The organism is Burkholderia sp. AU39826 (genome assembly GCF_020419965.1).
Taxonomy (GTDB): Bacteria; Pseudomonadota; Gammaproteobacteria; order Burkholderiales; family Burkholderiaceae; genus Burkholderia; species Burkholderia semiarida.
Window position 1 is genome coordinate 215,012 of record NZ_JAIZQG010000004.1, and the last position, 21,774, is coordinate 236,785.

At 69.2% G+C, this 21,774-nt stretch carries 16 protein-coding genes; 9 read left to right on the forward strand and 7 right to left on the reverse strand.

Annotated elements, in window-relative coordinates; genetic code table 11:
* Positions 1-2,225: 2,225 nt before the first annotated feature.
* Positions 2,226-2,771: an META domain-containing protein gene (locus LGM42_RS12130; protein ID WP_059646481.1), complete on the reverse strand. Its 546-nt coding sequence runs from the start codon at positions 2,769-2,771 to the stop codon at positions 2,226-2,228.
* A gap of 216 nt (positions 2,772-2,987) precedes the next feature.
* Between LGM42_RS12130 and purT the strand changes: the two genes are divergently transcribed.
* The 4 genes from purT to LGM42_RS12150 all read left to right on the forward strand — a co-directional run bounded on the left by purT (position 2,988) and on the right by LGM42_RS12150 (position 6,846).
* The gene (gene purT, locus LGM42_RS12135; RefSeq protein WP_059583706.1) at positions 2,988-4,202 is read left to right on the forward strand and encodes a formate-dependent phosphoribosylglycinamide formyltransferase; all 1,215 of its coding nucleotides are present in this window, start codon (positions 2,988-2,990) and stop codon (positions 4,200-4,202) included.
* Between the two features lie 18 nt (positions 4,203-4,220).
* Positions 4,221-4,406, forward strand: coding sequence for a DUF6726 family protein (locus LGM42_RS12140; protein WP_006497052.1), 186 nt, complete (start codon positions 4,221-4,223; stop codon positions 4,404-4,406).
* Positions 4,407-4,499: 93 nt separating this feature from the next.
* Complete coding sequence (locus tag LGM42_RS12145) at positions 4,500-4,880, forward strand: MliC family protein (RefSeq protein ID WP_060010282.1); 381 nt, start codon at positions 4,500-4,502, stop codon at positions 4,878-4,880.
* 394 nt (positions 4,881-5,274) lie between these two features.
* The gene (locus LGM42_RS12150; protein ID WP_226232304.1) at positions 5,275-6,846 is read left to right on the forward strand and encodes a DEAD/DEAH box helicase; all 1,572 of its coding nucleotides are present in this window, start codon (positions 5,275-5,277) and stop codon (positions 6,844-6,846) included.
* Between the two features lie 268 nt (positions 6,847-7,114).
* Here the strand turns inward: LGM42_RS12150 and gluQRS are convergent, their stop codons facing one another.
* Together gluQRS and LGM42_RS12160 are read right to left on the reverse strand one after the other, a co-directional pair.
* Complete coding sequence (gluQRS, locus tag LGM42_RS12155; protein ID WP_060312142.1) at positions 7,115-8,011, reverse strand: tRNA glutamyl-Q(34) synthetase GluQRS; 897 nt, start codon at positions 8,009-8,011, stop codon at positions 7,115-7,117.
* Between the two features lie 40 nt (positions 8,012-8,051).
* On the reverse strand, positions 8,052-8,906 hold the full coding sequence (locus tag LGM42_RS12160; RefSeq protein ID WP_104011986.1) for a sulfurtransferase: 855 nt from the start codon (positions 8,904-8,906) through the stop codon (positions 8,052-8,054).
* A 215-nt stretch (positions 8,907-9,121) separates the two neighbouring features.
* On the opposite strand from LGM42_RS12160, the gene dnaE reads away from it, so the two are divergent.
* The 3 genes from dnaE (at position 9,122) to LGM42_RS12175 (ending at position 15,380) form a co-directional block, all read left to right on the forward strand.
* The gene (gene dnaE, locus LGM42_RS12165) at positions 9,122-12,655 is read left to right on the forward strand and encodes a DNA polymerase III subunit alpha (protein WP_226232305.1); all 3,534 of its coding nucleotides are present in this window, start codon (positions 9,122-9,124) and stop codon (positions 12,653-12,655) included.
* Positions 12,656-12,964: 309 nt separating this feature from the next.
* Positions 12,965-14,050, forward strand: a complete 1,086-nt coding sequence (locus LGM42_RS12170; RefSeq protein ID WP_060312002.1) for a glycosyltransferase family 9 protein — start codon at positions 12,965-12,967, stop codon at positions 14,048-14,050.
* 151 nt (positions 14,051-14,201) lie between these two features.
* Positions 14,202-15,380, forward strand: coding sequence for a glycosyltransferase family 9 protein (locus LGM42_RS12175; protein WP_226232306.1), 1,179 nt, complete (start codon positions 14,202-14,204; stop codon positions 15,378-15,380).
* 127 nt (positions 15,381-15,507) lie between these two features.
* Here LGM42_RS12175 and LGM42_RS12180 read toward each other — a convergent pair whose 3' ends face one another.
* The 3 genes from LGM42_RS12180 to LGM42_RS12190 form a co-directional block, all read right to left on the reverse strand.
* Positions 15,508-16,788, reverse strand: a complete 1,281-nt coding sequence (locus LGM42_RS12180; protein ID WP_089465021.1) for an O-antigen ligase family protein — start codon at positions 16,786-16,788, stop codon at positions 15,508-15,510.
* Positions 16,789-16,921: 133 nt separating this feature from the next.
* Complete coding sequence (locus LGM42_RS12185; protein WP_060312008.1) at positions 16,922-17,764, reverse strand: glycosyltransferase family 2 protein; 843 nt, start codon at positions 17,762-17,764, stop codon at positions 16,922-16,924.
* 120 nt (positions 17,765-17,884) lie between these two features.
* On the reverse strand, positions 17,885-18,637 hold the full coding sequence (locus LGM42_RS12190; protein WP_226232307.1) for a glycosyltransferase family 2 protein: 753 nt from the start codon (positions 18,635-18,637) through the stop codon (positions 17,885-17,887).
* 224 nt (positions 18,638-18,861) lie between these two features.
* Between LGM42_RS12190 and msbA the strand changes: the two genes are divergently transcribed.
* The gene (msbA, locus tag LGM42_RS12195; RefSeq protein ID WP_059646519.1) at positions 18,862-20,613 is read left to right on the forward strand and encodes a lipid A export permease/ATP-binding protein MsbA; all 1,752 of its coding nucleotides are present in this window, start codon (positions 18,862-18,864) and stop codon (positions 20,611-20,613) included.
* 94 nt (positions 20,614-20,707) lie between these two features.
* Complete coding sequence (locus LGM42_RS12200; RefSeq protein WP_059583685.1) at positions 20,708-21,097, forward strand: RcnB family protein; 390 nt, start codon at positions 20,708-20,710, stop codon at positions 21,095-21,097.
* 80 nt (positions 21,098-21,177) lie between these two features.
* Here LGM42_RS12200 and LGM42_RS12205 read toward each other — a convergent pair whose 3' ends face one another.
* Entirely contained in the window at positions 21,178-21,744 is a 567-nt protein-coding gene (locus tag LGM42_RS12205) for an FUSC family protein (protein ID WP_060312012.1), read from the reverse strand.
* Positions 21,745-21,774: the final 30 nt, after the last annotated feature.

Below are 21,774 nucleotides of genomic sequence, written 5' to 3' on the forward strand. Positions count from 1 at the left end.
GGCGACGTCGTGGCGGAAACGGCCGGCGACGCGGGAAGGGCGATGGCCGGCTGCGGAGCGACGGCGCCGGATGAGCCGGGTGAGCCGGATGGAGCGGAGGTCGTCGTACCGGTCGAGGTGATCGTCGTGTCGGCTGGACGCGTCGATGCCGGCGCGGAAGACGGCGCCGCGATCGGCGTGGTTGCGGAAAGCGCGCGCGCCGACGTTCCGGCGATCGACGAAGAGGGCAGGGCGGCGAACGGGACGGTACCGTCGGCGGGCTTCACGTCTGCGTGCGCATCGGCGGCACGTTCAGGCACGTGGGCCGATGCGGCGCGATCGATGACAGGCGCCGGTTGCGTGTCGTCCTTGTCGTCGGTATCGGGCGATCCGGCCGGATGGCGGGTGGCCGGGTCGCGAACCGCCGTATCGTCTGCCTGCGCGGAGGCGGGATCGGCGGATTCCGATCCCGCGGTGTTCGCCAGCGGTTCGGCGACCGGATTCCCGGTCGACACGTCGAAGGCAGAAGCCGGCGGGCTGGCGACGTCTTCCCACGGCGCGACGTCGATGGGCATGTCAAACGAAGGCGCGGCGGCGATCCCGAATGCCGGCGCGGCGGGCGCATCGTCGACGGGAGGGATCTCGTCGTCGGCACGAGGCGAAAACACGCGATCGTCGACGCGGGTATCCGGCAGCGCGTGCGGTGTGGCGTCACCGAACGACGGGGTGGGCGAATCGCCGACCGGAGCCTGTGTCATGCCGGATTCCGCCGGCATGAAGGCGTCGAGCACGATCGGCGCAGTGTCGTCATGCGCAGGTGCGGCTTGGTGTTCGGCCGGGACAGGGATGTCCTGCGCTGCGATGCCGTGCGTCGCGGAGACGAGCGCGTCCGACACAGCCGCCGCTGCCGGCGCGGCCACGCCACCTGCTGCCGCGGCGACGCCAGCAGCGGCTGCGGTAGCGGTTGCCGTGTGCGTCGCGTCGGCCGGCTGCGCGCCGCCCAGCGTCGCCCATTGCGCGGTGCTGGCTTCGATCGCGCGCAGCGTGTCGTGAACGCTTGGCGCAGGCGTGATCGGCGCGGCCGGTTTTTCCGTCCACGCATAGAGCGGCGCGCGTGCCGGCGCGGGCGGCGCCGGGCGGCGTCGTGTCGCGTCCGGCGGCAGGCCGGCTGCCGCCGTGCCGGCGGCCGGACGCACCGGCGGACGCTGCGGTGGCGTACCGGCCGGTCGCGGCGCGACCGTGGCGCGCGGCGTAGTCTGCGTGAGCGCGGCGGTGGCCGGCCGCGCGGCGGTCGGACGCGGCCGGACGGGTTCGAATCCCGCCGGAAGCGGAGCGGGCGCGGGGCGCGGCACTTGCGCGTTCGCCGCGGCGCGCGCGAGGCTGGCGGTGCTGCCGGTGGTCGGCGGCGGCATCGCGCTGGCCGGGATCGGCGCGGGCGGCGCCGGTGTGCGTTGCGGCGCGGCGGGCTTCAGCCAGCCCGACGGCGCGACGGGCTCCGCGAGCGGGCGCGGCGGCGTCTTGCTGCGCGGCTTCGGTCGCGCCTGCGGATCGGGCTTCCACACGGTCGGGCGCGAATACCGGCCGTTCTGGCTCGGCGCCATCGAGTTCACCGTGTGCGCGGTGGTCGGCTGCACGACGTCGTCGTCGCGATGCAGCGCACTGCGCGGCAGGTCGGCGATCCCGCGCGCGTCGTCGTCGCCGTCGCGCGATAGCTTGACGCCGAACGACGTGTCGACCCACGCGGCGAACTGCCGCCAGCCGATGCCGGTCAGCCACGGCAAGCCGGCGAACAACAGCACGACCATCGCGACCGGCGTGCCGATCGGACCGAGCACGCGGGCGAAGCCGGCCGAGCACGCATGGCCGAGCGCGTTCGTGTCGGGGCCGGACAGCGGGCTCGTCAGCGTGCAGCTGGCGACGAATACCGCGGCGAAGCCGAGCCACAGGCGGATCGAGCCGCGGCCGGCGAGCCCGCCGCCGCCGGGCAGCATCGCCTGGACGAGACGCCAGAAGAGAAGGAGGAACCAGACGGCGGAGATGCCGAACCAGCCGAAGACAACCGTGTGCATGCTTTGAAACAGGAGTGGGGAGGGGCGCGCGGGGCGCGACCCGCCGAGTTTAACCGGCCGGCGAACAAGACTCTAACGCGGCGTGATTCCGATTCACGCCGCGCGACGCACGTGGGTGGCACATGCGCGTGGCGCGCCACGCGAAGGCGGTCGGTCGGCCTTCGCGCGCGCCGGGCGTCAGGGGCTCCGGTGCGTGAACGTCAGCGTCGCGCCGGCCTCCGTCACGATCTGCAATTGCTGCGGCGCGCGCATCTGCACGCCGGTCTTCGCGATGTGGGCGAGCGCGTCGAGGTACGCGGCTTCGAGCTGGCCGCCGAGCGTGTTCGGGCAGGCCATTCGCGTGCCGGCGAGCGGGCCGAAGCTCAGCACGCCATTCTTGATCGCATAGGTGCCCATGTAGCGGTTGCAGCCCGAGAACCCGCTTGCGCGCCGGATGCCCGAATCGGTCGACAGCGCGAGCTTGATCGGCTCGCCGTTGTCGCCGTGCGGGATCGCGCGTTGCGTGCCGTCGGCGTTCACCCAGCGGGTGAGCTCCCAGCTCGTGTCGTCGAGCAACTGGACGGCGGCGGGGTTGTACGGGTCGGGTTCGGGGGCGGCGGAATCGGGATGGGTCGGCATCGCGCAGGCGGCGAGAAGCGTGGCAAGCGTCAGCGCGCAAAGCGGCGCGCGCAACGGACGAAACAGGCCGGTGCGTGCGCGTGCGGCCGCGGACAGGTGGGACATGAGCCTCGTTCCTCTTCGGATTCTGATCAAGGCGTAAGAGTAACGCACCCGCCCCGCGGCAGGCGAGCCGACACTTCGCGCGTGAAAACGTTCGCGGGCCGCCCACCGGCCTCGCACGACGACGCGCCGGCGCGGCCAAACCGCCCGAACCGGCCCGGATGCCCGTGTTAACATCGAAGCCGTTTTCGTCCTCCAACAGAACCAGCGGGAAATCACATGCAGATCGGTCAGCGGCTCGGTACGCCGCTTTCACCCTCGGCCACGCGCGTCATGCTGCTCGGCGCGGGCGAACTCGGCAAGGAAGTCATCATCGCGTTGCAGCGTCTCGGCGTCGAAGTCGTCGCGGTCGATCGCTATCGGGACGCACCGGGCCACCAGGTCGCGCATCGCGCGCACGTGATCGACATGACGGACCCGGCCGCGCTGCGGGCGGTCGTCGAGGCCGAGCGTCCGCACCTGATCGTCCCCGAGATCGAGGCGATCGCCACCGACGCGCTCGCGGCGATCGAGGCGGCCGGCCTCGCCGAGGTGATCCCGACCGCGCGCGCGACGCAGCTCACGATGAATCGCGAAGGGATCCGCCGGCTCGCGGCCGAGGAACTCGGCCTGCCGACCTCCCCGTATGCGTTCGCGGATTCGTTCGAAGCGTTCAGCGCGGCCGTCGCGAAGATCGGCATGCCGTGTGTCGTGAAGCCCGTGATGTCGTCGTCGGGCAAGGGGCAGTCGGTCGTGAAGACCGAGGCCGACGTGAAGCCGGCGTGGGACTACGCGATGGCTGGCGGGCGCGTGAACCATGGCCGCGTGATCGTCGAGGGCTTCGTCGATTTCGACTACGAGATCACGCAACTGACCGTGCGCGCGATCGACCCCGCGACGCTCGACACGCGTACCTATTTCTGCGAGCCGGTCGGCCACGTCCAGGTGGCGGGCGACTATGTCGAATCGTGGCAGCCGCAGCCGATGAGCGCGGCGGCGCTCGAGAAGTCGCGCGAGATCGCGCACAAGGTGACCGAGGCGCTCGGCGGGCGCGGGCTGTTCGGCGTCGAGCTGTTCGTGCGCGGCGACGACGTCTGGTTCTCCGAGGTGAGCCCGCGGCCGCACGATACGGGCCTCGTCACGCTGGCATCGCAGCGCCAGTCGGAATTCGAGCTGCACGCGCGGGCGATTCTCGGGCTGCCGGTCGATCCGGCGCTCGGCACGCCGGCCGCGTCGGCGGTGATCTACGGCGGGCTCGACGAGCGCGGGATCGCGTTCGAAGGCGTGCGCGACGCGCTCGCGGTGCCGGGCGCGGACCTGCGCCTGTTCGGCAAGCCGGAAAGTTTCGCGAAGCGGCGCATGGGCGTCGCGCTGGCGACCGGCGCGACCGTCGACGAAGCCCGCGAACGCGCGAAGCGCGCGGCCGCGGCCGTGCGGCCCGTGTCGGCGCGCTGACGGAACGAGGAGCGGACGATGGCGTCGAGGTGGTTGCGTATCGGAAAGCTGGGCGCCGCGCTGGCGCTTGTCGCGAGTCTCGCCGGCTGCGGCCTGGCGGCCGCGCCGTGCCGCGTGGCGTCGGCGGGCCTCAAGATCGTGCCGCTCGTCGGCCATGTCGCCGCGGCGCCGACCGATGCGTGCGCGGACGTGATCGATCCCTGATTTCGGCCGCCGACGTGCCTTCCCGTCAACCGTATGGACAATCACCCCGCGCGCCGCGATGGCGCGTTTCCACCGTCTCGTGAGAGGACCTGCATGATTCGCTACACCCTCGCCGCGCTTGCGCTTGCCGGCGGTGCCGTTTCCGTCGCGCATGCCGCGCGATTGACCATCGAAGAGATCGACGCCGACACGCGCCAGCAGGTCGTCTACCAGTGCGCGAACCAGAAGCAGCCGGTGCGCGTGTCGTACTGGCTCGCGGGCAACGGCCAGAGCTTCGCGCTCGTGCCGGTCGACGGCAAGCGGTTGCTGTTCGTCGACACGGTGTCGGCGTCGGGCGCGCGCTACCAGGCCGGCCGCTATACGTGGTGGACGAAGGGCAAGGAAGCGACGCTGCGCGACGAGATCGCCGACCCGAAGTCGCCGCCGCTGCTGGGCGACTGCGTGCAGGTCGAGAAGAAAAAGAAGCAGGGCTGAGCGGCGGGCGCGGTTGCGGCACGCATTCGCGTATTCGCGCGTCGTGACGGCTGTCAGGCTGAAGGCCCGGTACGCGGATGGGCGGCGGACCGACTGGTGCGAGGCTTCGGCATCGAACCCCCATTCTTGTTTACTGCCCGATACGGATAACCCGAGCGGGCGACCGCTCGCCCGCACGGGCTGGGGCAGTCCCGCCGCGCGAACCGCCGCCGCGGCCGTTCGCGGCGTTGTCGCGGACAGATTCCCGCACGGTGCTACAATACGGCCCTTTCCGCCGGCATTCGCGCCGAACGGAGTCCGCACGGCCTGGCGTCCAGCGTTCGCATTGAACCGGTCCCAAGCGCCAGAGCGGCGCCGCGCGGCGCGCCGCGGCTCCGTCTATTTCCGAATTGTGATGAGCGCAGGCCCGGCCGGCCTGACGCACGATGTCCCCGCCGCGCCTTTTGAGCGAAACGCCACCATGTCCGATTCTGTCGCCAAGCCCGTCGACGCAACCTTCGATCAATTCGGCCTTGCCGCCGATATCCTGAAAGCCATTGCGGAGCAGGGTTATACGACGCCGACGCCGATCCAGGCGCAGGCCATTCCGGTCGTGCTCGCCGGCCGCGACGTCATGGGCGCCGCGCAAACGGGCACCGGCAAGACCGCGAGCTTCTCGCTGCCGATCATCCAGCGCCTGCTGCCGCAGGCCAACACGAGCGCGTCGCCGGCGCGCCACCCCGTGCGTGCGCTGATCCTCACGCCGACCCGCGAACTCGCCGACCAGGTCGCCGCGAACGTGCACGCGTATGCGAAGCACACGCCGCTGCGCAGCGCGGTGGTGTTCGGCGGCGTCGACATGAACCCGCAATCGGCCGAACTGCGTCGCGGCGTCGAGATCCTGATCGCGACGCCGGGCCGTCTGCTCGATCACGTGCAGCAGAAGACGGCGAACCTCGGCCAGGTGCAGATCCTCGTGCTCGACGAAGCCGACCGGATGCTCGACATGGGCTTCCTGCCCGATCTGCAGCGCATCCTGAACCTGCTGCCGAAGGAGCGTCAGACGCTGCTGTTCTCGGCCACCTTCTCGGGCGAAATCAAGAAGCTCGCGTCGACCTACCTGCGCAATCCGCAGACGATCGAGGTCGCGCGCAGCAACTCGACGAACGCGAACGTCACGCAGATCGTCTACGACGTCGCCGAAGGCGACAAGCAGGCGGCCGTCGTGCAGTTGCTGCGCGATCGCGGGCTCAAGCAGGTGATCGTGTTCTGCAACAGCAAGATCGGCGCGAGCCGCCTCGCGCGCAATCTCGAGCGCGACGGCGTGGTCGCGTCGGCGATTCACGGCGACAAGACGCAGATCGAGCGGATGCAGGCGCTGGACGCGTTCAAGCGCGGCGAGATCGAGGCGCTGGTCGCGACCGACGTGGCCGCGCGCGGCCTCGACATCGCCGAGCTGCCGGCCGTGATCAACTTCGACCTGCCGTTCAGCGCGGAAGACTACGTGCACCGGATCGGCCGTACCGGCCGCGCGGGCGCGACGGGCGACGCGCTGTCGCTGTGCAGCCCGAACGAGCGCAAGCAGCTCGCCGACATCGAGAAGCTGATCAAGCGTCCGCTCGAAGTGCAGACGCTCAAGCTCGACAAGCCGGCGCGCCATCGTCACGACGATCGTGGCGGCGAGCGCGGTGGTGAACGCACCAGCGAGCGCGGTGGCGAGCGCGGTGGCGAGCGGGGCGGCCGGCGCGATCGCGACGAGCATCGCGGCGCATCGGCTCGCCGGTCGGGCAGCGCCGAGCGCGGCGGCCATCATCGCCGCCACGAAGCGCCGGTCGACGACTTCTTCCTGAAGCCGTACGAGCCGCAGGCGTCGGCGAAGCAGCCCGACGACGCGCAGCCCGTGCAGCAGCCCGAGAAGAAAGGGCCGAAGCGGCAGGTCGCCGCGCTGCTCGGCGGGTTCGGGATGCCGCGCAAGCCGTCGGCGTAAGCCGGGCGGAGCGGCGGGGGCGGCGCGTGAGCGCTGCCGGCAAGCGGGCACATGCGACGAGCATGTGCCCGTTTTTCATTGGGTGACGCGATCGGGGCGGGGGGAGCGTGCGAGGCGGGGCTATTGCTTGCCGCGCGGGGCGGATCTTTTGATGCCGTGTCGCCGCCAGGCGTGACGGTCACGCTTCCGTCACGTCGTCACGCGATCGGATTAGCGGCCGACGGACGCACGAGCGTAGTCGGGCACGCGCCGGTGTCCCGCAGGCGACTCAACCCGCGCGCGGGCCGAAGCGACGCGCCCACGCATCGGTCGCGGCCGCGTAGAAGGACGCCATCGTATTGCCCGGTAGATCGCCATCGTCCGCCAAACCGAGATGCGCGGCCGCGGCCCGCAGCGCCGGAAGCGGATCGTTGCGTTCGAGCGCCGTCGCGCCTGTCTGCTTGCTGAGCTTTTCGCCGTTCGCATCGACCACGACGGGCACGTGCAGATACGCGGGAGTCGGCACGCCGAGGCAGCGCTGCAGGTAGATCTGGCGCGCGGTCGAATCGAGCAGATCGGCGCCGCGCACGACATGCGTGATGCCGGCATCGGCATCGTCGACGACGACCGCGAGTTGATACGCCCATTGGCCGTCCGCGCGTTTGAGCACGAAATCGCCGACGTCGGTCGCGAGGTTCTGCGCTTGCGTGTGCTGCCAGCGATCGTCGAACGTGACGAGCGCGTCGCTGCCGTCGGGCACGCGCAGCCGCCATGCGCGCGCGGGCTTGCCGTGCAGGCCGGTGCGGCAGGTGCCCGGATAGGCGAGCGTCGTGTGGCGTTCGTGGGCCGCGCGCAGCGAATCGGCGATCTCCTTGCGCGTGCAGCCGCACGGATAGACGAGCCCCGCCGCGACGAGCCGCTCGAGCGCGGCCGTGTAGGCCGCATCGCGCGTGCTCTGCCAGACGGGCGGCGCGTCAGGCGTCATGCCGAAATGGGCGAGGGTCGCGAGGATGTCGTCGGCCGCGCCGGGCACCGTGCGCGGGCCGTCGAGATCCTCGATGCGCACGAGCCACGTGCCGCCGTGCGCGCGCGCGTCGAGCCAGCTCGCGAGCGCGCCGACCAGCGAGCCGAAGTGCAGCGGGCCGGTGGGCGACGGCGCGAAGCGGCCGCGATAGCCGTGATTCATCGGCGGGGCGCGACGAGACGTGGCGAGGCGAGGCGCGCCGTTACGCGGCGCTGGCTGCCTGCACGCAGGCCGGGCACGACTTGCCGGGCACGTAGCTCGGCGACTGTTGCGCTTGCGGCGTGACGACCGCGCGGCACGCGAAGCACGTGACGTTCGCGGTGGGCTGGAGCTGCGGATTCAGCGCGGTGCGGTAGTCGAACACGAAGCAGTCGCCGTGATAGTGCGCGCCGCCGACTTCCTCGAAGTACTTCAGGATCCCGCCTTCGAGCTGGTACACGTTCTCGATGCCGATTTCCTTCATGTGGATCGCGGCCTTCTCGCAGCGGATGCCGCCGGTGCAGAACGACACGACCGTCTTGCCTTCGAGGTCGGCGCGGTTCGCGTCGATCACTTCCGGGAATTCGCTGAACTTGTCGATCCGGTAGTCGAGCGCGTTGTCGAACGTGCCGACGTCGACTTCGAACGCGTTGCGCGTGTCGAGCATCACGACCGGGCGGCCCGCATCATCGTGGCCGCGGTCGAGCCACGCCTTGAGCGTGCGCGCGTCGACGAACGGCGCGCGGCCGAGTTCCGGCTTGATCGCGGGCTTCTTCATCGTGATGATCTCGCGCTTCAGGCGCACGAGCATGCGGCGAAACGGCTGCGAGTCGGACAGGCTTTCCTTGAACTGCAGCGTCGCGAACTTGCCTTCGAACAGCGGATCGTGGCGAATGTATGCGATGAATGCGTCGGTGGCTTCGCGCGTGCCGGCGATGAACAGGTTGATGCCTTCCGGCGCGAGCAGGATCGTGCCGCGCAGGCCCAGTTCGTTGCAGCGCGCGGTGACGAGCGGGCGCCATTGCTCGTTCGCGTCGAGCGATACGAAGTGGTAGGCGGCGAGGTTGACGATGGTCATGATGGTCCGACGGGAAAACGGCCGCACGCGGCCCGCAAAAAAGGGTGCGAAGCCGGGGCGTTGATTCGAAAAGCCGTATTATCCCGCAAACGACGCCGGCATCGGTATCTGGCCGAACGGCCGGCCGCGCGACGCGTCGCCGCGTGCATCGGCCGAACGGCCAACGCGGGCATTTTTTGGGCAGCCCGCGCGGCGGGGCGGCTACAATAGCGCCCATGTCAGATCCTCGCTTCGTCCATCTTCGCGTTCACTCCGAGTTCTCGATCGCCGACGGCATCGTGCGCATTGACGACATCGTCAAGGCGGCGGCCGCGGACGGTCAGGGCGCGCTCGCGCTCACCGATCTCGGCAACGCATTCGGTCTCGTCCGTTTCTACCAGGAAGCCCGCGGCAAGGGCATCAAGCCGATCGCCGGCTGCGACGTCTGGATTGCCAATCCGGACGACCGCGACAAGCCGTCGCGGCTGCTGCTGCTGGTCAAGGACAAGGTCGGTTACCTGAATCTCTGCGAGCTGCTGTCGAAGGCGTGGCTCACGAACCAGTACCGCGGCCGCGCGGAACTCGACGCGAGCTGGCTCGACGGCGAGTTCGCGCAGGGGCTGCTCGCGCTGTCGGGCGCGCAGCAGGGCGACATCGGGCTCGCGCTGGCCGCCGGCAACGAAGAAGCCGCGCGCCGTCACGCCGCGCGCTGGGCGAGCGTATTCCCGGGCGCTTTCTACATCGAGCTGCAGCGTTACGGCCAGCCGGGCGCCGAGGCGTACATCCAGCAGGCCGCGACGCTCGCCGCGTCGCTGAAGCTGCCGGTCGTCGCGACGCACCCGACGCAGTTCATGACCGACGACGATTTCACCGCGCACGAGGCGCGCGTGTGCATCTCGGAAGGCGACATCCTCGCGAACCCGCGGCGGCAGAAGCGTTTCACGACCGACCAGTATTTCCGCACGCAGGACGACATGGTCGCGCTGTTCGCTGACCTCCCGTCGGCGATCGCGAACACGGTCGAGATCGCGAAGCGCTGCAACCTGAAGCTCGAGCTCGGCAAGCCGAAACTGCCGCTGTTCCCGACGCCGGACGGCATGTCGCTCGACGACTACCTGGTCCAGCTGTCGAAGGAAGGGCTCGAGACCCGCCTCGCGCAGTTGTATCCGGTCGAAGCCGAGCGCGACGCGCAGCGCGACACGTACTACAAGCGCCTCGAATTCGAGTGCGGGACCATCACGAAGATGGGCTTCCCCGGCTACTTCCTGATCGTTGCGGACTTCATCAACTGGGCGAAGAACAACGGCGTGCCGGTGGGGCCGGGCCGCGGCTCGGGCGCCGGCTCGCTGGTCGCGTACGCGCTCGGCATCACCGACCTCGATCCGCTGCGCTACAACCTGCTGTTCGAGCGCTTCCTGAACCCGGAGCGCGTGTCGATGCCCGACTTCGACATCGACTTCTGCCAGCACGGCCGCGATCGCGTGATCCAGTACGTGAAGGAGAAATACGGCGCGGACGCCGTGTCGCAGATCGCCACGTTCGGCACGATGGCCGCGAAGGCGGCCGTGCGCGACATCGGCCGCGTGCTCGACCTCGGCTACATGTTCACCGACGGTGTCGCGAAGCTGATTCCGTTCAAGCCCGGCAAGCACGTGACGATTGCCGACGCGATGAAGGAAGAGCCGCAACTGCAGGAGCGCTACGACCACGAGGACGAAGTCCATCAGTTGCTCGATCTCGCGCAGCGCGTCGAGGGCCTCACGCGTAACGTCGGGATGCACGCGGGCGGCGTGCTGATCGCGCCCGGCAAGCTGACCGATTTCTGCCCGCTGTACACGCAGGGCGACGACGGCGGCGTGGTCAGCCAGTACGACAAGGACGACGTCGAAGCCGTCGGCCTCGTGAAGTTCGACTTTCTGGGGCTCACGACGCTGACGATCCTCGACTGGGCCGAGCGCTACATCCGCCGCCTCGATCCGTCGAAGGCCGACTGGTCGCTCGCGCAGGTACCGCTCGACGATCCGGCCTCGTTCCAGATCCTGAAGAAGGCCAACACGGTCGCGGTGTTCCAGCTGGAAAGCCGCGGGATGCAGGGCATGCTGAAGGATGCGCAGCCCGACCGCTTCGAGGACATCATCGCGCTCGTGTCGTTGTACCGTCCGGGCCCGATGGACCTGATCCCGAGCTTCTGCGCACGGAAGCACGGGCGCGAGAAGGTCGACTATCCGGATCCGCGCGTCGAACCCGTCCTGAAAGAGACCTACGGCATCATGGTCTATCAGGAGCAAGTGATGCAGATGGCGCAGATCATCGGCGGCTACTCGCTCGGTGGCGCCGACTTGCTGCGTCGCGCGATGGGCAAGAAGAAGCCCGAGGAGATGGCCAAGCATCGCGAGATCTTCGCCGAGGGTGCGGCGAAGAACGGCCTCACGCGCGAGAAGTCCGACGAGATCTTCGACTTGATGGAGAAGTTCGCGGGCTACGGCTTCAACAAGTCGCACGCGGCCGCGTATGCGCTGCTCGCGTATTACACCGCGTGGCTGAAGGCGCACCATCCGGCCGAATTCATGGCGGCCAACATGACGCTCGCGATGGACGACACCGACAAGGTGAAGATCCTGTTCGACGATTGCGTGTTGAACAACCTCGTCGTGCTGCCGCCGGACATCAACGCATCGCATTACCGGTTCGAGCCGGTCGCGGAAGCCGACGGCAAGCGCTCGCGCACGATCCGCTACGGCCTTGGCGCGGTGAAGGGCAGCGGCCAGAACGCGATCGAGGAAATCCTGCGGGCCCGCGAGGAAAAGGCGTTTACCGACCTGTTCGACTTCTGCGAACGGATCGACCGGCGCGTCGTCAACCGCCGCACGGTCGAGGCGCTGATCCGCGCCGGCGCGTTCGATTCGCTGAACCCGAACCGAGCGCAATTGATCGCGTCGGTGCCGCTCGCGATGGAAGCGGCCGACCAGGCCGAGGCGAACGCGATGCAGGCCGGCCTGTTCGACATGGGCGCCGAGTCGCCGCATGCGCACGCGCTCGTCGACGAACCCGCGTGGGACGACAAGCGCCGTCTGCAGGAAGAAAAGGGCGCGCTCGGCTTCTACCTGTCCGGCCACCTGTTCGACGCGTATCGCGACGAAGTGCGCCGCTTCGTGCGGCAGAAGGTCGGCGACCTGAAGGAAGGTCGCGACAAGCTCGTCGCGGGCATCATCGCGTCGCTGCGCACGCAGATGACGCAGCGCGGCAAGATGCTGATCGCGCTGCTCGACGACGGCTCGGGCCAATGCGAGATCACGATCTTCAACGAACAGTTCGAGGCGAACAAGGCGCTGTTCAAGGAAGACGAGCTGCTGATCGTGCAGGGGCAGGCGCGCAACGACGCGTTCACCGGCGGCATTCGCTTCACGGCCGATACCGTGATGGATCTCGAGCGCGCGCGCAGCCGCTATGCGCAGGCCGTGCGGCTGACGATGAACGGCAACGCCGACGCGCTTGCGCTGCGCCGCGTGCTCGAGCCGCATGTGGCGAAGGACGAGCCGGCTGCCGCGAACGCGGTCGAAGCGCCCGCGCCGCGCGGTGGCGGACGCGATGGCGGTCGCCGCCCGCAGGCGCCGCTGCCGAACGGGCTGGCGGTGCAGATTCACTACAGCAATGCGCGCGCGCAAGGCGAAATGCGTCTGGGCGACGCATGGCGCGTGAAGCCGAGCGACGTGCTGCTGGCGGAGTTGCGAGCGGCGTTCGACGGCAGCGTCGTCGAAATCACGTACTGATCGCGTTCCACTTCGACGGCTGTCGCCTATGCACGGCCCGTCGCATCGCCATCGTGCGGTGCGGCGGGCCGTTTTGACGAGCGCGGGCAGGCGGGTCTTGGGCTGCCCATCCGGACGCTATACAATCCCGCGCTGACCGGATGAACTCGGCGCTGGCGCAGGTGTGCGCGGCGGCGAAGCCGGCAGCATGCGCGCAAACGGGGGCGAATTCACGCGCCGTGCGGCAGTGCGCGACAGGGCCGCTCTGGGCAGGATGCCGGGGCAGGGCTCGTCGCGACGATAAAAACTGATTGTCACCACCACAAGACCATGGCCAATGGGAACCCGATGCAGCGGATCCTCGTGATCCGGATTGATTTTCTGGGCGACATGCTGTGCACGACGGCGTTTCTCCGCGCGCTGAAGGCGCGCTGGCCGGGCGCGGAGCTGCATGTGGTCGCGAACCGATACAACGCGGCCGCGCTGGCCGGCAACCCGGACGTGCACGCCATCCACACCTACGTGTACAGCCGCCAGTGCGAGCGCAACGACCGTCCCGGACGGATGCGCGCATTCTTCGACCGGCTGCGCCTCGTGCGCCGTCTGCGCCGCTTGCGGTTCGACCTCGTGATCGTGCCGAACGGCGGCATGCACCGCAGCAGCATGCAGTTCGCGCGCCAGCTTCGCGCGAAGGATTGCCGCTGGCACGATGCCGAGACGGAATTCGACGATCGCAAGCCCGAGCATGTCGCGCAGCGGCCGATGTGCCACGAGGCGTTGTCGGGTTTTCGCCTGGTGCCCGAACTCGGCTGCGCCGATCTCGACCGTCTCGAGCTGTCGGTTCATCCCGACCGCGCGCTGCAGGAAGTGTGGCATCGCCTGCTCGGCGCGCGCACGAAGCCGCGCGTCGGGCTATTCGTGTCGAACAAGGCGGTCGAGCGCCGCTGGCCCGCCGAGCGCTGGCGCGACCTCGGCGAGCGGCTCGCCCCCGTCGCGGATGTCATCGTGTTTCGCGATCCGGCCATCGGCCATGCTGCCGAAGGCGACCTGTGGCGCGACGTGAATGCACGGCATGTCGCGCCGGCCTCGGTCGCCGAGCTGGTGGCGGCCGCGAGCCTGCTCGATGCGATCGTCTCGGCCGACAGCGCGCCCGTCCACCTTGCGTCGGCGCTCGGCGTACCGGTGGCTGCCCTGTTCGAGGACCGTCCCGAGAAATACCTGCGCTGGCATCCGCTCGGTGTGCCGCACGTGGTCCTGCGCGCGGGCCCGACCGTCGATGCGATCGGCGTCGATGCGGTCGAGCGCGCGGTGCGCCACCTGCTGCCGCAGGCGAGCCACCGCGACGAAGCGCCGGCCGGCACGGCGCGCGCGCGGCCGGCCGCGGCGGCGCCTGCGACCGTGACGATCGCTTCGTAGCGCCCGGCGGGCCGTACCAGCCGCACATACTGCCATGCCCGGCTGCGCAGGGACGTATCGCGGCCGCCCGCACGACCGGTGTGCGGCGCCGCGCCGGCGGCTGGAAAATCCTGTACATTGCCAGCCTTGTTCAGCCAGCCAGACGATTGCCGTGGCCCTGTTTTCTTCCGCCCGTCCGCCCAGAACCATCCTCGTCGCCGCGCCTCGCCGTATCGGCGATGTACTGTTGACGACACCGCTCGTACGGTCGCTGAAGGCCCGCTGGCCGGACGCGCAGATCGACATGCTGGTGTTTCGCGGCACCGAGGGCGTGCTCGAGCACAATCCGGACGTGCGGCGCGTGATCGTCGTCGCGCAGCGCGCGGGATTGGGCGAGCGGCTGCGCGACGCGCTGTCGATATGGCGTCGCTACGATCTCGCGTGCGCGGCGCTGAGTTCCGACCGGCCGCGTTTCTATAGCTGGTTCGCCGGCCGCAAGCGGGTCGGTCTCGTCGATCCGGATCGCGTCACGTGGCTCACGCGGATGATGCTGCACGGAATCGCGATCAATCACCACGAATCGGCGCATACGGTCGTCAGTACGCTGGCGCTCGCGCCGGTGATCGGCATCGAGCCGGTGTCCGAGGTCGTCGCGCCCGGCATCGGCGACGATCCCGCGCGGCGCGCGCGTTTCGACGCGTGCCTCGCCGAGTCGCCGGCGATCCGCGCCGGCAAGCCACTGGTCGTGCTGCATCCGTATCCGATGTTCCGTTACAAGCAATGGCGGCTCGACGGTTGGGTCGAAATGATCGGCTGGCTGCGCGAGCAGGGCTTCGCGGTGGCGTTGTCGGGCGGCCCGGCCGACCGCGAGCGCGAATATGCGGAGCAGGTCGCGACCGAGGCGGGCGGTGACGTGCTGAACCTGGTCGGCCGCCTGACGTTCGGCGAGAGCGCGGAACTCGTGCGGCGCGCGCGGCTCTTCATCGGCCCCGACACCGGCGCGACCCACGTCGCGGCCGCGACGGGCACCGACACGATCGCACTGTTCGGGCCGTCCGACCCCGTGCGCTGGGGGCCGTGGCCGCAGCACTGGCCGGCGACCGAGAATCCGTGGGCGCTGCGCGGCTCGGGCCGGCATGGGAACGTGTGGCTGTTGCAGGGGGACGGGGATTGCGTGCCGTGCCGGCACGAAGGCTGCGAGCGTCACGTCGACAGCCGCAGCGACTGCCTCGCCCATCTTGGCGCGCAGCGCGTGAAGGCCGCGGCGGCCGAGATGCTCGGGCTGACTCCGCCGGGCCCGGCCGACATCGTCGTCGACACGTCACGGCTGCGCCGCACCGGATCCGACTGAGGCGTGCCTTTTTTCGTTCGCGGAAGGGTTGTTTCGCGAAGCGCCACGCGGCGCGACCGCATCGATGGCGGACATCCGCTGCCGCCGTCGCTGGTCGGCAGGGCAGCGGAACGTATGCCGGCGTGCGTTACACGCTGCGTCGGATCGCCGACGTTTCGCGCGGCAGCGCTTCGCTGCGTTCGCCGCAGCCGAGCAGAATGCCGGCCAGCAGCACGATCAGGTGCCCTTCGGCGAAATCCAGCAGCAGCGAATTCGCGAGACTGCCGATCGCGAAGATCGCGAGCCACGCGAGCAGCAGGTGCCGCGAGCGCGGATCGAGCGCACGGCTGCCGCGCGCGATCTGCACGATCAGGTTGACGAACAGCAGCAGGCCGAGCGTGCCGAGCTGCACGGCCATCAGCAGATATTCGTTGTGCGGATTCGACGTGAGCTGGCCTTCGGCGGCCGTCTTGCCGGCCGTGAGCTTCTCGAATTCGGATTCGAGGCCGCCCGCGCCGTAGCCGATCACAGGGCGCTGGCGATACAGCTCGAGCCCCTTCTTGTACCACTCGAGGCGCAGCCCGGTCGACGTGGCTGCATCGCTCTGCCGATATTGCTGCACTTCCGTCACGACCTTCGTCAGACGGCCGTTGTGAACCGTGCATGCAGCGACCACGAGCGCGACGCCCGCCAATACGAGCACGCCGGCGGCGAGCCCCGCGCGCAGCGCGGACTGCCGGCGCAGCAACAGCACGAAACGCACCGCGACGACGAGGATCAGCAACAGCGCGATGACCTGCCCGGTGCGCCCCTGCAGCATCACGAACACGTTGACGAGCGCCAATGCCGCGACGAACGCATAGGCGGCGCGCGACAGCGTCGTGCGGGCCGCCAGCGCGAGATCGGCCGCCTGGTAGAAGAGCAGTGCGCCGAACATGCCGGCGGCGATGTGGTTCTTGAACACCCACGCGCGCGACAGCGGCAACTGGGTCGCATACGCCGGCCCAATTGAGGTCAACCCGAGATAGTTGGTCGTCGACAGCAGCAGGACCACGCACAGCGTGCCGAACCAGCAGCGCCGCACGATCGGCGCCCAGTTCGAATGACGGAACGCGAGCACGGCGAACGGCAGCAGCAGCAGCTTGTCGTACTTCGCGACCCAGTTCCACGCCTTGTTGTGCGGCGCGACCGTATAGGCGACGCTCGCGGCCAGCGCGGCCAGGATCAGCAACGCCGCGAGCGAAGCCGGATCGGTGACGAACGAGCGCAGGTCACGCCAGAATTCGGGGGAGATCACGAGCGCGGCGGCGAACAGCCCGCAGAACACGTTGGTCAGCGCGGTCGAGACGGGCACCATGCACAGCGCGGCGACGGCGAATGCACGGGCGGCGGTCAGGCGCCGCGTGGCGGGAGTGGAAAACGAAAGCATTGGAACCTGTCGTATGGACGAATGCGGCTCGCGGACATCGCGCCCCGCGCCGCGTATCCCGGCGAGCGATCCGGGACGAACGGCGCAGTATACGCGAAGCACGACAGGTTTCTGCGCGGTTTTCGGGGTCCGATCAGCTGAACGCGCGCTTGATTCGCGAGCGCAACAGCGCGCGCTTGAGGCGACCTTCCACGACCGGCGTGTCTAGCGCGATCTGCGTGCCGACCGGCTCGCCGCGATGCAGGTAGTAGCGGTCGAACGTCGCCTGGGTCATGCCCCATTTGTTCAGGAACTGGCGACGGCCGTCGTTCTTGACGATCTTGCCGGTGCTCTTTTGCTGGAAGTGGTACACGAGGCTGTCGCCGACGCCGATGAAGATCCGGCAGCCCGCATCCCAGAATTTCATCGAGAAGTCGTTGTCGCTGCTCATGCCCGGCGACAACTCGCTGCTGTAGCCGCCGATGCGGTTCCACCAGTCGCGGTGCACGAGCGTCGGCGGCCACGTCGAGCCGAGCCAGTCCGCGCGCGCGAGCTTCGGCGACGCGGCGATCAGGGCGGCGGCGTCGAACTGTTCGGCGTCGCGGCCGAAATTGCTGACGACGACGCACGGGTTGCGCGTGTCGACCGGCTCGATCATCGTGCCCGACAGCATGAACAGGTCGGTCGGCATCCGTTCGATGCGGCGCACGAGCGCCGTATCCCAGCCCGGGCAGCAGAACATGTCGTCGTTCATGTAGACGACGTAGTCGCGCGTGGCGCGCGCGGCGGCCAGGTTGACCGCATGGCAGATGCCGATGTTGGCCGGCGACGCGGTGTGCTCGATCCCTTCGTTGCGCACCCAGTCGAGCGTGCCGTCCGAGCCGTCGTTCACGTGCACGATGATCTGGTGGTCGTACGCGGAATGCCGGCGCAGGCTGTCGACGACGAGCTTGAGGTACGGCAGATTGTTCCAGGTCGGGATGATGATGGAGAACATGGCGGTCGGATTCGGTAGTCGTCGTGGCGGGCGGCGCGTGGCGCCGCCGGTCGGACGGGCACGCGCGGCGCGGGCAGGCCGGCATTGTAACGCCGGGCCGGCTGCATGCCGGGCGGGCGCTCAGCGGGCCCGTTCGTGACCGAGCTTCAGGAAGCGGTAATACACGGTTTCCGCGTTGAACACGGCGATCATGAAGCCCGCGCGACCGTCGAGGAAGCCGCGCCGCAGCACGTAGGTGCGCACGAACGCCCACGCGCCGCGGCCGAGCGCCTTGCCGAAGCCGCCGCGCTGGCCAGCCGCGCGGCGCTGGCGCGCGCCGGCCGTCGAATACGCGTCGAGCTTGCGCACGACCGTTTCGAAATCCTCGTACGAGTAGTGCATCAGCTTGCCGGCCAGGCGCTGTGCGGCGGTATCGAATACGAGGCGCTCGTGCACGAGATCGTCCGAGAACCGCGCGGCGCCGCGCCGGAACAGCCGCGGCACCCAGTCCGGATACCAGCCGCTGTGATGGATCCACTGGCCGCAGAAGCTGGACAGCCGGTCGAGCGCATAGACCTGCGCGGCCGGCGCGCGGATTGCGTCGCGGATCGACCGCGCGAGTTCCGGCGTGACGATTTCGTCGGTATCGAGCGACAGGATCCAGTCGGTGTCGAGCGCGTCGACCGCACGATTCTTCTGCGGGCCGAAGCCCGGCCAGTCGCGCTCGACGAGCACGCGCGCGCCGTGCGCCTGCGCGATCGCGACGGTATCGTCGGTGCTGCCGCCGTCGATCACGACGACGTCGTCGGCGAACGACAGCGCATCGAGGCACTGCGCGAGCCGCGCGGATGCGTTGAGGGCGATGAGGGCGACGCCGAGGGTGGGTTCTGCCATGAAATCGTCGAAAAGGCGGAGAAAACGGTGAGCGGCAGTATACCCGCGCGCCGGTCGGCGGCCGCTGCGGCCACGGCCGTGCCGGCGGGGGCGGTACGGCTATAATGTTGGGCCTTTTTCGGCACCCGCCGGACGGGGGCGAATCCCGGGCAGCCACGCTCCGGGCGCCGCGTCGCGGCTCAAGAAGGATTGCCTTGGAAACCCAGAACACTCTTCGCAAACCGATGGACGGCACCGGTACGTCGCCGATCACGGTTCTCAAACGCCTGTGGCCGTACATCCGGCCGCTCATCGGCATCGTGGTGCTCGCGGTGATGACGATGGGCGTCGTCGCGGCTACCGAGGCCGGGATTCCGGCGCTGCTCAAGCCGCTGCTCGACCACGGCTTCGGCGCGCACGGCAGCGACCGCGCGAAATGGTACGTGCCGATCGCGGTGATCGGCCTCGCGCTCGTGCGCGGCGTGTCGCAGTACACGTCCAACTACCTGCTCAACTACGTATCGAACCGCATCCTGCTGCAACTGCGGCTCGAGATGTTCCAGCGGATGATCCATACCGGCGCGTCGTTCTTCCAGCGCGAAACCGCGAGCACGGTGATCAACGCGATCGTGTTCGAGGTCAACCAGATCCTGTCGGTGCTGACGGGCGTGATGGTCACGCTCGTGCGCGATTCGCTGACGGTGATCTTCCTGCTCGGCTACCTGTTCTACCTGAACTGGCGGCTCACGCTGATCGTCGCGGTGATCCTGCCGGGCATCGGCTGGCTCGTCAGCAAGATCAATCGCCGGCTGCGTCGCCTGAACCGCGAACACCAGACGCTCACCAACGAGCTGTCGTACATCGTCGAGGAGACGGTCGGCGGCTACAAGGTCGTCAAGGTGCACAACGGCGAAGCGTACGAGATGGACCGCTTCACGACGATGAGCAAGCGCCTGCGCGGCTACGCGATGCGCATGACGATCTCGGGCGGCCTCGCGCAGCCGCTCACGCAGTTTCTCGCGTCGATCGCGCTCGCGGTCGTGATCACGATCGCGGTCGTGCAGTCGTCGAACGACCAGACGACGGTCGGCGGGTTCGTCGCGTTCGTCACGTCGATGCTGCTCGTGATCTCGCCGCTCAAGCACCTGATCGACGTCAACCAGCCGCTGCAGCGGGGGATGACGGCCGCCGAGCTGATCTTCGGGCTGATCGACGAGCCGGCCGAGCCGCAGGGCGGCGGGCGGCCGCTGTCGCAGGCGCGCGGCGAGATCGAGTTCCGCGCCGTGTCGTTCGACTACGGCGCGGCCGAGCGGCCGACGCTCGACCGCATCTCGTTCAAGGTCGCGCCGGGCGAAATGATCGCGCTGGCCGGCCCGTCCGGCAGCGGCAAGACGACGCTCGTGAACCTGCTGCCGCGCTTCTTCGACCCGACGGACGGCACGATCCTGGTCGACGGCGTGTCGGTATCCGACTACGACCTCCACGCACTGCGCAGCCAGATGGCGATGGTCAGCCAGGACGTCGTGCTGTTCAACGACACGATCGCCGCGAACGTCGCCTACGGGCAGACGCCCGACCGTGCGCGCGTGCAGGCCGCGCTCGAGGCCGCGAACCTCGCCGACGCGGTCGCCGCGATGCCCGACGGGCTCGACACGCTGGTCGGCGGCAACGGGATGCGGCTGTCCGGCGGCCAGCGCCAGCGGCTCGCGATTGCGCGCGCGATCTACAAGGACGCGCCGATCCTGATCCTCGACGAAGCGACGTCGGCGCTCGATTCCGAGTCGGAGCGCCACGTGCAGGCCGCGCTCGAACGGCTGATGGAAGGTCGTACGACGCTGGTGATCGCGCACCGGCTGTCGACGATCGAGCGCGCGGACCGCATCCTCGTGCTCGAGGCCGGCAAGATCGTCGAAGAGGGCAGCCACGACGAACTGCTGCGCCACGGCGGCCTCTACGCGCATCTGCACCGGATCCAGTACCAGCAGCAGGCGGCGTGACCCAGGGTCATGCGGCCACGCGATGCCGTGTGCTATCTTCATCGGGCAGTCCTGGTCGTTTCTTGTTCGACGTGACACCACGGAGGGAAGGACAATGAAGAGGATGCACGGCATGATGCTGGCCGCACTGATCGCGGCGGGCTGCGCCGCGACGGCGGCGATGGCGCAGGATCACGGCAACCACGGCGATCGCGATGACCGCGGCGGCCCCGGCATGCATCGCGGGCATGGCCCGAAACACGTGCCGCCCGGCCACGCGATGCATCGCGACGACGTACCGCCGCGCTGGGCCGACGGGCCGCGCCGCGACTGGCACAAGGGCGACCGGCTGCCGGACGAATTCCGCGATCGTCAGTACGTGGTCGACGACTGGCGCGGCTACCACCTGAGCGCGCCGCCGCGCGGCTATCACTGGGTCGGTGTCGGCGGCGACTACCTGCTCGTGCAGATCGGCTCGGGCATCGTGCTGCGGGTCGGTCCGTAACCACCCGGTCCGTCACCCGTCACCGTCACGCAGCGTTCCGATCGTTCATCCGGCTGCCGGGCGCGTCGCCCGGCGCCGCATCACCTTGCCGCCGCGCGGCGGAACCAGCGCCGCTCGATTCTCGACATCACCCAGCACACGCCGAGCGCGCACACCGTGCCGAGCGTCACTTCGCCGAGCCGGATCAGCGGAACGTCCCACAGCGGGCCGTTGCCCGGGAACAGCAGCACGATCGTCGCGGTCACGCCGCCGAGCCGTGCCGCGCTGCCGATGTTCAGGCACCAGCAGCAGACGATCACGACCGCGACCGTGATCGCGTACGCGACGAGGCGATCGCCGCCCAGCGCCGCACCGGCGAAACCGAGTACGCCGCCGACCATCGCGCCGATGAACTGGTCGCGCGACAGCGACATCGTGTCCGAGTAGTTGTGCTGCGTGACCGCGATCGCGGTGATCGCCGCCCATACGGCCTGCTCGGTATGCATCGCGCGGCCGATCGCATACGCGAGGCACGCGCCGCACACCGCCTGCAGCGCCATCAGTCCGCCTTGCGCGAGCCGCTCGCTGAATGACAGCCCCTTGAACAGATCGAAGATCGACTGCTGGATCTGCTGACGGGCTTCGTTGAGTGTCCTGATCGTATCCATCGTGCGTCGGTCAAGAAGCGGGTAGCGGCG